Source organism: Rufibacter sp. DG15C (genome assembly GCF_001577755.1).
Lineage (GTDB): Bacteria > Bacteroidota > Bacteroidia > Cytophagales > Hymenobacteraceae > Nibribacter.
On the sequence record NZ_CP010776.1, the window covers coordinates 1,209,485 to 1,222,033 of the forward strand.

General features: G+C 49.8%; 8 protein-coding genes. 7 read left to right on the forward strand and 1 reads right to left on the reverse strand.

Annotated features, from left to right (window positions below; all coding sequences use genetic code 11):
• The first annotated feature begins 37 nt into the window (after positions 1-37).
• The 6 genes from TH61_RS05060 to TH61_RS05085 all read left to right on the forward strand — a co-directional run bounded on the left by TH61_RS05060 (position 38) and on the right by TH61_RS05085 (position 10,543).
• Positions 38-970: a 1-phosphofructokinase family hexose kinase gene (locus TH61_RS05060; protein WP_066506660.1), complete on the forward strand. Its 933-nt coding sequence runs from the start codon at positions 38-40 to the stop codon at positions 968-970.
• 450 nt (positions 971-1,420) lie between these two features.
• Positions 1,421-4,159, forward strand: a complete 2,739-nt coding sequence (locus tag TH61_RS05065; RefSeq protein WP_066506666.1) for a S8/S53 family peptidase — start codon at positions 1,421-1,423, stop codon at positions 4,157-4,159.
• Positions 4,160-4,444: 285 nt separating this feature from the next.
• A complete protein-coding gene (locus TH61_RS05070; protein ID WP_066512543.1) occupies positions 4,445-6,088 on the forward strand; it encodes a TldD/PmbA family protein in 1,644 nt (547 codons plus the stop codon).
• Positions 6,089-6,160: 72 nt separating this feature from the next.
• A complete protein-coding gene (locus TH61_RS05075) occupies positions 6,161-7,477 on the forward strand; it encodes a TldD/PmbA family protein (protein WP_066506669.1) in 1,317 nt (438 codons plus the stop codon).
• A gap of 88 nt (positions 7,478-7,565) precedes the next feature.
• A complete protein-coding gene (locus tag TH61_RS05080) occupies positions 7,566-9,920 on the forward strand; it encodes a T9SS type A sorting domain-containing protein (protein ID WP_066506670.1) in 2,355 nt (784 codons plus the stop codon).
• A gap of 2 nt (positions 9,921-9,922) precedes the next feature.
• Positions 9,923-10,543 (forward strand): DUF4159 domain-containing protein, encoded by a 621-nt coding sequence (locus tag TH61_RS05085; protein ID WP_066506671.1) that lies wholly within the window; start codon positions 9,923-9,925, stop codon positions 10,541-10,543.
• Positions 10,544-10,648: 105 nt separating this feature from the next.
• On the opposite strand, the gene TH61_RS05090 is transcribed toward TH61_RS05085, so the two are convergent.
• Positions 10,649-11,362, reverse strand: coding sequence for a tetratricopeptide repeat protein (locus tag TH61_RS05090; RefSeq protein WP_066506673.1), 714 nt, complete (start codon positions 11,360-11,362; stop codon positions 10,649-10,651).
• Between the two features lie 178 nt (positions 11,363-11,540).
• Between TH61_RS05090 and TH61_RS05095 the strand changes: the two genes are divergently transcribed.
• Positions 11,541-12,536: a MoxR family ATPase gene (locus TH61_RS05095; protein ID WP_066506676.1), complete on the forward strand. Its 996-nt coding sequence runs from the start codon at positions 11,541-11,543 to the stop codon at positions 12,534-12,536.
• Positions 12,537-12,549: the final 13 nt, after the last annotated feature.

The window sequence follows — 12,549 nt, forward strand, 5'->3', positions numbered from 1 at the left end:
AATGGCACGTTAGCTAGAATTCAACCCGACACCTGCCATGAAAATCATTACCATCACCGTCAACCCGGCCATAGATAAAAGCACCCGCCTGGACAAAGTAGCCCCAGAGAAGAAACTGCGCTGCGAACAGCCCACCTATGAGCCTGGCGGCGGCGGCATCAACGTCTCCAGGGCCATTAAAAAGCTGGGTGGCGAGTCGTGTGCGTGGTACCTTTCAGGGGGCGGGTCTGGCGAGTTGCTAGGTAAATTATTGAAGGAAGAGGGCGTGTCATACCGCGAATTCAAATGCGATCATTGGACCCGCGAAAACCTCATGGTTTTTGAAACCGCCAGCGGTCAGCAGTACCGCTTTGGCATGCCCGGCCCGTCTGTGGCTGAGGCCGAATGGAAACAGCTTCTGCAGGCCTTGGAAGACCTGGAAGAAACCCCCGAGTTTGTGGTGGCCAGCGGCAGCCTTTGTCCCGGCGTACCCGATGATTTCTACGCGCAGATTGCCCAGATTGCCGTCCGAAAAGGTTTTAAACTGGTAGTAGACACTTCGGGGGATGCCTTGTTGAAATCTGCCGGGAAAGGCATTTACCTGCTTAAACCTAACCTAAACGAACTGTCCGCCCTGGCCGGAAAAGAAAAAATCAATGCCCGTGAGCAAGAAGAACTAGCACGCCAGGTAATAGAAGAAGGCAAGAGCGAAATTCTGGTGGTGTCCTTAGGCCCAAGAGGCGCTATGCTGGCCAACAAAGACGGCTTTGAGTACGTCACCCCGCCTACGGTCAAAACCGAAAGCGCTGTGGGTGCCGGCGACAGCATGGTAGGCGGCATGGTCTTAAAACTCACCCAGGGATGGGCTTGGTCTGATGTTATTAAATACGGCGTAGCCACCGGAACAGCCACCTCCATGACACCCGGCTCTGAGCTCTGCCGCTTAGAAGACGTAGAAGAAATTTACGCCTGGCTCAAGGAAAGAAGTTAACAGATACTGCACTCATAATAGCACTTCTTCAACAGCATCGTTTTTGCCCTGATTCCTTGAATTTAGGGCAAAAACGATGCTGTTGCCTTTTCTACTCAGCAGCTAAAACAGGCCATCAGACCTTCCATTGCCCTATAAAAAGTCCCATCTCTAAGCCTTCCACAGCTTACTGTTCATCAGTCAGTTGACGTGTTACGTGCGCTTAAAAAATATTGAAAGGTCTATATAGTTCCTTGGTATCGTGAAATTCTGTAGGCAATGGCTTTTCGTAAATAGTCAAGGTTAAAATGAAGCCGGTGCACAGGTAGACCATGTTACTTTTTGGCGTGAACTCTCCTTTATCTCGCCAAGGGCAGCTCCTACTTTCACTTGATCATTTTTAATCAACCAATCCTTTTCAAACACCACAACAAACAAAACTCTATGTCAAACCTTTACCCCCTAAACTAGATGAAGAAAATTTTATCTATTGTCCTCTTCTGCTTTTTGGCAGTGAGCCAGGCTTTCTCACAAGCCTATGTAGACCCAAAACTGAAAGCCGCGCTTTCTAACAGCCTAACCCCGGTGCAAGTGGTAGTGACCTTTAAAGGAGAAGGCGCCCCTACGTTACTGGACGTTTCTGCCCTTTCGCAGGTAGGTATTCTCAAAGGCTTAACGTTAAGAGCGCTCCCCATTGCCGGGATAGTGGCCACCGCCTCTCAGGTAGAGAGACTGGCTACCAACCCAAGAATTCTCTCCCTGTATTTGAATGAGTCCATGAAGCATGAAAACGACAACGCCACCTCCGTGAGCGGCGTGGTTAAAGTGCGGAATGAGATGGCTTTCACCACCAAAAACGGCGGTTTGCCAGTGACAGGCAATGGCATTGGCGTATTGGTGAATGACAGCGGCGTGGATGGCACGCACCCAGACTTGCAGCTAGGCAAGAACCTGAAGCAGAATGTGACAGCCATTGCTAACCTGAATTCAGTGAACGGCATCTTGCCATATACCCCCATTGAAAACGTTCCAAACTCAGACGCTACCGGCGGACATGGTACCCACGTGGCTGGGATAGTGGGTGGTACAGGTCAGGCTTCTTCTGGTAAGTACACGGGCGTTGCCCCGGGTGCCCATCTGGTAGGCTATGGCTCTGGCGCCGCGTTGCTCATGCTAGATGTTCTTTCTGGTTTTGACTATGCCCTTATCAATCAGTCTATCTACAACATACGCGTTATCACCAACTCTTGGGGTGCCACCGGTGACACAGGCACGGACGTAAACCCAGCTGACCCAATCAACCTGGCGGCGAAGCGTTGCGTGGACAGAAACATTGTAGTGGTGTTCTCTGCCGGTAACTCTGGCCCTAGCTCCAGCACCATCACGGGCAACTACAAAAAAGCGCCGTGGGTGATTTGTGTGGCAAACGGCGAAAAGTCTGGCCGCTTAACGGCTTCTTCCTCTAGAGGGGTGCAAGGCAAAGGTGGTTCTTTCACGTTTGAAGGCAAGTCCTATACCTGGGAGGACCGTCCAACGGTGACCGCCCCGGGCGTTGACATTGTCTCTACGCGTGTTGTTGCCCCGGTTTCTTCGCTCTCCATTGACAAAGATGCCACTACGTTAGAGCCCACGCACGTTCCCTTCTACACCCACATGACCGGCACGTCTATGGCGGCACCGCACGTGGCAGGTATTGTAGCCCTTTTATTGGACGCCAACCCGGCATTAACCGCCGCACAGGTAAAGGAGATTTTGCAACAGACAGCTACTAACATACCAAACAGACAGCCTTGGGAGGTTGGTGCCGGGTATGTGAATGCCTATGCCGCCGTTGATAAAACCTTCAGACCTACTGCTCCTTATGGTTCTTCCCTTAACCTTACCCGAGTATTCAACAGCAATGTGAATGCCAGCAATGAGGCCGAGAACTTTACCATCAACTACAACCCAGCCACTGCCGCCACCAACGTGTACAGATTCAATGTTGCGTCTGGCACCACGGGCATGGAAGCCAAAATCAAAGCTACAGGTCTGGCCGGCGAAACCGGTAACCCCGTGCGTTTGACGCTCATCTCGCCAAGCGGCGTAAGAACCAGCGCGGGTATTCCGGTAACGTTCTCTTTGAGCTATGACCGCGGCGTATCTGTGGCCAACCCAGAGGCCGGCACCTGGACTGCCGAAATCTCTGGCTTGAACGGTGTAGGCTTCCCTGAGACCATCAACGGGGTGGTGAACAAAATGACATCTGCCGGTATTTCTGGCCTATCTGACATTGCCGGTCACCCCGCAGAGGCCTCTATCAAGATGGCGGTGAGTGCCCGTTTGGCAGATGGCTTAGCTGGTGGCGTGTACAGACCAGATGAATTATTGAAGCGTATTGACCTGGCAGATTACCTGATGATGGGCGAAGGCGTTCGTCAGTTCCTGCCTGTGGACGGTTCTTTCACTTTGACAGATGTGAAAGAAAGAAACCTGCTGGCGGAGTCTATTGTGGCCAAGGCCGGTGCCCTGCGTGACCGTGACCAAATATACAACGGCATCATGCTACCAGTGGCCCCAGGTAAGTTCTCACCTAGCGGCAAAGTGAGCAGAGCAGAGATTGCCTACTCCTTGGTACAGGCCCTAGGTTTGCAGAAGTTTGCCTTGGAGCGCAACGGCCAAACCCCTACGGTCATTGTAGACGGCAAGGTGTATCCTATTGAAGACGCGGCCACTATTCCGGCCGGGTTGGAAGGATACGTAAGCGTGGCCTTGGAGATGAACCTCATCAATGCCTACTATGCGGTGACGCAAGGGCCGTATGATTTGCAACCTACCTTACACGCTACGTTTAAACCGTTGCAAGATGTAACCCGCGGCGATTTTGCAGTCATCATTACGCGCACGCACGCGCTGTGGAATGCCGCCACGCAACCTGTGGCCGCTACCAGCACTTCTTCTGCAATAGCCAAGAATGAGCGCGTGTACAGCTACCCTAACCCGTTCTCTGCCAAGACAACGCTTACCTATGCCGTGGCACAAGACGGACCAGTAACCGTAGCTGTGTATGACGTGCTAGGCAACAAAGTACAGTCATTAGTAGCCGAGACTAAAAAGTCTGGTAACTACACTATCAACTTTGACGGAAGCTCACTGCCGGCGGGTACGTATATCTACCGCATAGAAGCAGATAACAAAGTAACTACTAGCCGCGTGGTGTTGGCCAAGTAGTCTTTAGGACCTCTTTCAAACAACCTTTAAAAGGGAGCTACTTTTTGGTAGCTCCCTTTTTGCTTTAGGCTCGGTTCTTCTATGATATAAGGAGACTAAAACAAGCAGTCCGTTTTTAGCCTCTTTCCCAGAAAACAAGCCAAAAACGTCCTATTCCTTCTTTTTCAAATACCGGGTGCTTTAATTCTAAAGGCACTTTCTTGCTTTCCTGCCAAACAAGCGGTAAACTTAATGGGGCAAATGTATTTGCCTGTGAACCTACTCGCTTACCTAACTAACAAACACTTGAAAAGACGTGAATTTATAGGACTGACCGCCATGGGCGTAGGAGGACTGATGTTCGCCAACATCCCAACGTTTGGTCACGAGATTGACCCGGCCCGCGCCCTTGAAACCGTGGACGTGGCCTTGAAGAAACGCCTGGCAGACGTGGCCCTCAACGCCGCGAAAGCCAAAGGCGCCACTTACACCGACGTGCGCATTGGCCGTTACCTGTCGCAGAACATGTTCACCCGTGAGAAGCAGGTGCAGGGCATCAGCACCACGGAGAGCTACGGCGTAGGCGTGCGCGTGATTGCCAACGGTACTTGGGGCTTTGCGGCTACCTCAGACGTGACGGACAAAGGCATTGCCAAAGCCGCCGAGCAGGCCGTGGCCATCGCCAAAGCCAACTCCAAACTGCAGAAAGAGCCCGTAGTACTTGCTCCGCAACAAGGCTTTGGTGAAGTAAGCTGGAAGACGCCTATCAAGCAGAACGCGTTTGCGGTGCCGGTGTCTGAGAAGGCAGACTTGCTTTTAGCTGCCAACGCTGCCGCTTTGGCGGGCGGTGCCAACTTCGTAAACTCGGCGCTGTTCCAAATCAATGAGCAAAAGTACTTCGCGTCTACGGACGGGTCTTACATTGACCAGGACATCCATAGAATCTGGCCTAACTTTACGGTAACCGCCGTAGACAAAGCATCCGGCAAGTTCAAAACAAGAGATGCCTTGAGCGCGCCTATGGGCATGGGCTATGAGTACCTCACGGTAAAGGCGCCTACCATGAAAGGCCCAGAAGGCACCGGTCTTATTGGCTATGACAAATACTATGATATTGTGGCAGACGCTGGTCTGGCCGCCAAACAAGCCCGCGAGAAACTGACGGCCAAGTCGGTGCTAGCTGGTAAATATGACCTAGTCCTAGACCCTAACCACCTGGGTTTGACCATCCACGAATCTGTGGGTCACCCGTTGGAACTGGACCGCGTGCTGGGCTATGAGGCCAACTACGCCGGTACTTCCTTTGCGACGCTGGACAAGTGGAAAACCAAGAACTTCCCGTACGGCAGCAAGCTGGTGAACATCTTCGCAGACAAAGTGCAGGAAGGCTCTCTGGGCGCCGTAGGGTATGATGACGAAGGCGTGAAAACCAAGCGCTGGGACCTCATCAAAGACGGCACCTTGGTAAACTACCAGGCCACCCGCGACCAAGCCCACATCATCGGCGAGAAAGAATCACACGGCTGTTCTTATGCCGACAACTGGAGCTCGGTGCAGTTCCAGCGCATGCCAAACGTGTCGCTGGCGCCCGGCAAAAACAAGCTGAGCGTAGATGAGATGATTAAGGACGTGAAACGCGGCATTTACATTGCGGGTCGCGGTTCTTACTCCATTGACCAACAGCGTTACAACTTCCAGTTTGGGGGTCAGTTGTTCTATGAAATCAAAGACGGCAAGATTGTAGGACCATTAGAGGATGTGGCCTACCAGAGCAACACCCAGGAATTCTGGAATTCCTGCGCGGCTATCTGTGACCAAAGCGACTACCGTATGTTCGGGTCGTTCTTTGACGGCAAAGGCCAACCTAGCCAGGTGAGCGCCGTGTCGCACGGTTCTGCCCATACGCGTTTCAATGGCGTGAACGTGATTAACACTGGTCGTAAAATTTAATTAGAGGGAAACTAGCAGGGCCAGTGACACCATAATGTCTTGTGTCTTGCTACTTACTACGAGATACCAACAATGGCAATACTAAGTAAAGACCAAGCCGAGGCGCTTCTCAAAAAAGCCCTTAGTTATTCAAAAGCCGATGAGTGTGAGGTAAACCTCAGCGGTTACAAAGGCGGCAACATCCGCTACGCCCGCAGCACGGTTTCTACCAGCGGCGAGGAAGAAAACATGTCCCTGGCCGTAGAAGCCCGTTTTGGCAAACGCTCGGGTGTGGCGACCATCAATGAGTTTGATGACGCCTCTCTGGAGAAAGTAGTGCGCCGCGCCGAAGAGGTGGCCCGCATCGCCCCCGAGAGCCCAGAGTACGTGCCTATGCTGGGGCCGCAGACCTACCTGCCCAGCAACGCGTGGTTCAAAAGCACCGCAGACATCAACCCAGAGTACCGCGCTGAGGCCGCCCGCAAAAGCATGGCCCTGGCAGACAGCAAGAAACTGACATCGGCTGGTTTCTGGGAAGACCGCAGTGGCTTTAACGCCAAGATGAACTCTAAAGGCCTGTTCGCCTACAACCAAAGCTCAGACGTGGACTTCTCGGTGACCATGCGCACCGAGGACGGCACCGGCTCTGGCTATGTGACCCGTGATGTGAGCGACGTGAGCAAGCTGGACACGGCGGCCGCCTCGGCCATTGCCGCGCAGAAAGCCATTGGCTCTATGAACGCCAAAGCCATTGAGCCTGGCAAGTACACGGTTATTCTGGAGCCTACAGCCGCTGTAGATTTGTTGCAGAACATGTTCGGGAGCATGGATGCCCGCTCTGCGGAGGAAGGTCGTTCTTTCCTGAGCAAGACCGGCGGGGCCACCAAGCTAGGCGAGAAGATGTTTGACGCACGCGTGACTATCACCTCAGACCCCACTAACCCAGAAATTCCTACCTCAACCTGGGCCGGCGATGGCCGTCCGCACGAGAAGGTGACTTGGATTGACAAAGGTGTTATTAAGCAGATGCCCTACTCGCGCTTCTGGGCCCAAAAGAAAGGTGTGAAAGGCCTGCCTATGCCGGGTGGCTTCATCATGCAAGGCGGTACCCAAAGCCTGGAAGACCTCATTAAAGGCACGCAGAAAGGCATTCTGGTGACGCGCTTGTGGTACATACGTGCCGTAGACCCACAGACCCTGCTCTACACCGGCCTCACCCGCGACGGAACCTTCTACATTGAGAACGGCAAGATTAAGCACCCGGTCAAGAACTTCCGCTTCAATGAGAGCCCGGTAATTATGCTCAATAACTTGGAAGCCTTGGGCAAACCGCAAAGAATTGGCGGTAACCTGGTGCCTCCAATGAAAATCAGAGACTTTACCTTCACCAGCTTGTCAGACGCGGTGTAGAGATCTTACTTTCATTATCAAAAATGCCGCAGGCCTTTCTATTAGTCTGCGGCATTTTTATTTATCTTTCTAGCTTACTCCTCCTTACATGAAAAAAACTTTACCCTTTCTTTATTTCTTCTTTTTAGTCGTTTCCTTCAAGGGAGTTAGCCAACAAATAGACCCTAACTTTAACCCTAAGTTTGAAGCAGAAGCAGACGTTAATAGTATTACAAGACTAAGTGATGGTAACCTATTGGCAGGAGGCATAATTCATACCACTGGTGATAAAGAAGTTTTTGGATTGGTTAAAATAAACCAAGATGGCACCATAGACCCAACTTTTAAATCAGAAGCCATCACGTATAATATAACTACCATCACTACGGTAGAGCAACCCGATAAACGAATTCTTTTAGGAGGCTCCACCTCTTCCTTCAACAATCAAGGGAAGATAGGAATTAGTCGTTTATTGGCAGACGGCACACCAGATAATTCGTTTATAAGCCCCTTAGCAAGTGGGTATGTGGGTAGCATTCTTGTTCTACCCAATGGTAAAATTCTAATTGGGGGCAATTTTACTTTAAAAGACAATCCTACTCTTAGAAATATAGCTCGGCTACATGCCGACGGTGCTGTAGATGAGACGTTTTTGGTTTCTAGCGGAGCTAATGCAGTAGTAAAAGCCATTGAAAAATTACCAGATGGCAAATTTCTGGTAGCGGGTGACTTTACTTTGTTTAACGGCTCTGAGGTTTATAAAAAACTAATACGTTTGTTAGAAGATGGTTCTGTAGATCCTTCTTTCAGATGGGATAACCGCGTAGCAGATAACAATGGTATTACAGACGTTCTTTTACTGCCAGATGGTAAAATTGTTTTTGCCACAAAACCGAAACGCAGTGCCTCAGATACTGGATACTTAGGTATTGGATGTTTGAATACGGATGGGTCGATCTTTTCTGGTTTTACCAATACTTTTGGAGAGGGCCCTTCTGCTCAGTATTATAGCACTATCAATACACTAGCTCTGCAAAACAATAGAATCTTAGTAGGCGGCGCCATAACTAACATTGCCACCTATGTTGCTAAAAGCGTGATGCGGCTCCATTTAGACGGCACGCTAGATGTTGCTTTTTCCCCTTCCCCTAAAACCACATTTGGCGTGTGTAAAAGCATGGTTGTGCAACCAGACAACAGCATAATTATAGGTGGATCACTCAACAAGGTAGAAGAGGTATTGAACAAGGGTATCTCTAAATTAGACCCAGAAGGCAATGTTCAACAAAGTTTTGTGCCAGATGTAAAGACTCATATGCTGGTTGAACAGGTATATGTACAGAAAGACGGAAAGCTTATTGTAACAGGGCCCTTTAAGTTTGTGAACAACACTAGAGTCAACATGGCAGCACGGCTCAACCCAGATGGCTCTTTGGACCCCACGTTTACATTTGGTCACCTTATAGGCGGAAGTTACCCCATGGCCATGCAGGGAGATAAAATTATTTTGCTTTCCCCTACAGAAAGCAACTTGATGCGCATTAACTATAACGGTGAAGAAGATCCAACCTTTATTAAAACACCATCTATTAGTGCTCAATACTTAGCAGTGGGCCCAGATGGCAAGATTGCAGTAGCCGGGTATATCAATGGTAAAAGGTTTGCCAGACTACATGCAAACGGCACCATAGATGAAAATTTCAATGCCGCCTCCAATGTTACGTTCTCAGCTCAAACTATAGCATTGCAAGCAGACGGCAAAATATTGGCAGGTAGATGGGCTTCTGGAAACTTTGTGCAAAACCCTAATGATTTTGTGATGCGGTTTAATGCAGACGGAAGCCTAGATGAATCTTTTTCTATTGGAGCTGGGCCTGCTGGAAAAAACCCAAATGCTGTTTTAATTAATAGTATAGTTCCAGACCCAAATGGGAACATGCTGGTGGCTGGCCAATTTGATTCTTTTGATGGTCATGATGTGTCTACTACTGGTGCTCTCGTTCTGCTAAACCCTACTGGCAAATATTTATCATCTGTTGCCTTACCAGGAATTGACTTAGGCTATGTATATGACCTTAAAAAGGAAACAGCTACAAGTTACATTGTAGCCTCTTCTCTTGTTTCTTATGGGGCCATAACAGCCAGTGGGTTAGTAAGAATAATTTCTAATAATGTTCTAGCAGCCCCAGAGGAATATTCTCCACTAGCAACTACTTCCCGTGCCTACCCCAATCCGTTCAAAGAATCTGTGAATTTTGAGAACAGAGGGGAACAAGCCAGAAACGTTACTATTCGGGTGGTTTCCCTCACAGGAAAGGAACTGTACAAAAACTCTATTTCTAGAGCTTCCGCATCTACTAAACAATCTATTCCCTTAGGCTATTTACCAGATGGCGTGTATATTCTGGAAATAGATGCTGGCGGGAAGAAGGAAACCCAAAGAATAGTTAAGCTAAATCAATAGCCTTGCCTACTCCTTTCACCTTCGTACGCTTACAATACCGCTCCGGCAACTGGGACACTGACCAGCGCATGCCCTCTAACCTGCTACACTCCTTGGTGGAATACACCACCGTGCCCGTAATAGAGCAGGAGAAAGTAATTTCTTTGGAAAACGCTGAGTTGTTCCGGTACCCGTTCTGCTATCTGAGCGGGCACAAGCTGGTGCAGTTCAATGCCAAGGAGAAAGCCAATTTTGTGAAGTATGTGCAGAACGGCGGTTTCGTGTTTGTAGATGACTGCAACCATGACATTGACGGGCTCTTTGCCCGCTCTTTTGAGGAGCAGATGCGCGTCTGCTTCGGCCAGAAGGCCTTGAAGAAGCTCCCCAATACCCATGCGCTGTACAAATCCTTTTTCAAGTTTGAGGAAGGTCCGCCTACCACGTCGTTTGAGCTCAACGGCTGGGGCGATGACCTGGTGCACGACTACCTCAAAGCCTATGAGGTGAACGGAAGAATTGGTGTATTATATAGCAACAAAGACTACGGCTGTGAGTGGGACTATGACTTCCGGAACAAGCGCTGGCTAGCGGAGGACAACACTAAGTTTGGGGTGAATATTTTGATGTATGCGCTGACCAGTTAAGTCTATGCCGAATTAGAAATTATGAATTAGAAATTAGAAATCGTCTGCTCTGTTTTTAGCCTGTTTTTGGGAAACTAAAACAAAAATGGAAAAAGATGGTCTCTCTCAATCTTTCACAAACTCTTTTTTTGGATCAGGTAGCTGAGCATGCAAGGCTTTTATAAAATCTTGGTCTAGCCCCACTTCTCCCTTTTCCTTAGCTTTGTATAGATACTCCCAAGTGCTGGCATAGTCATTCTTCATGTACTGCACTAAGGCGTGGGAATAGAGCGCAAAGGCATGATCTGGACTCTGGCGAAGCGCTTTTTGACTGGCCACTAATGCGTTCTCTATATAGAGCGCTTGGTTCGTTTCTTGGTACTTGCAAAAGTTGGTGAACACAATGTCACATAGAAGCTGGACATCAGAAGAATCCAGCGCGTATGCTTTGTGCAAATAGGTAAAAGCATCATCATAATTCTCTAGCATGCCACAGATAATCCCGAAGCCCCAATATGGCTTGGCATTGGTAGAGTCTAATAGCCAGGCTTGGTTGAACCTGAACATAGCGGTCTCAAAATCGCCTTGCTGAAAGTGCTGCCATCCGCGGTCAGAAAAATACTTACTGTTCTCGGCGCGGGTACCGCCTTTCTTGTCTACCGAGGCTAAAAACTTTTTATCCAAAGCCAACAGATTCTTAGACTTGGGCTGGCCGCCGTACATGGGCAACAGATTGATTTGCTTCTCGCCACGCTTCTGCCACTCTGCCCACCGCTTGGACTGGGCTTGCATCTGGGTAATTGAAACAATGAATAATAAAAGCCAAAGAAGCTTTTTCATAAGAGCGGCATTAGGGAATATGTCTACTCTAAGGTACACAAATATTTCAGGCGCAGGATGACAGGAACCAGCCTTTCCGTTTTTAGCCTCTTTTCTGGAAACTAGGTTAAAAACAACGCGCAAATTCCATAACAATCCCTTACTTTGGTTACCACGTATCCATTAGCTTCTATCTCCCTTGACTGCACAAGAAGTAACTCAGCTTTTAGACAAACTCCCTGTCCTGCGGCAGGAAATAGGTAAAATTATTGTAGGCCAGCAAGAGGTCCTGGACGAGGTGCTCATCACGCTTCTGGCCGGTGGGCATGGACTGCTGGAAGGTGTGCCGGGGCTGGCTAAAACGCTCTTGGTGCGTACCTTGGCCAGCGCCGTAGATTTACCTTTCCGGCGCATTCAGTTCACGCCAGACCTCATGCCTACAGACATTCTGGGCACCGAAGTTCTTGAAGAGGACCACACTACCGGCAAGCGCTTTTTCCAGTTCAATGAAGGTCCCATTTTCGCGAGCATTGTGTTGGCAGATGAGATTAACCGGACCCCACCCAAAACCCAAGCGGCCCTATTGGAGGCCATGCAGGAATTTGAGGTGACATACGCGGGTAAAACCTATCCATTGCCTCGGCCATTTTTTTTATTAGCCACCCAAAACCCCATTGAGCAAAGCGGTACGTATCCATTGCCCGAGGCGCAACTGGACCGTTTCCTGCTGTACATCAAAATTAAATACCCCACAGAGTTGGAGGAAATCTCCGTTCTGAAAAGCACCACCGGTGGCGCGCGTGCGCAAGTACAACCTATCTTGACGGGGCCTGAGATTCTGGCCCTGCAAAGCTTGGTGCGCGAAGTCACCATCTCAGATGAATTGGTCGCCTACGTTGCCCGCTTGGTCCGCGCCACGCGCCCAGAAGAAACCCAGGTGCCCTTTGTTCAGGAATTTGTGCGCTGGGGAGCCGGTCCGCGTGCTGGACAGGCGCTCATTCTTACCGCCAAAGCCCGCGCCCTTCTGCAAGGCAGGTTCGCGGTGACCTTACCTGATTTGCATACCATGGCGTATCCGGTCCTTCGACATAGAATCTTGGTCAACTTCTCTGCAGAGGCAGATAATATTACCACTGACAAGGTGGTGGAAGAGTTGGTGAAAGGCGTAGAGTTGCCGAGGGAAGTGTTGCGGTAGGTATTAGTTAGAG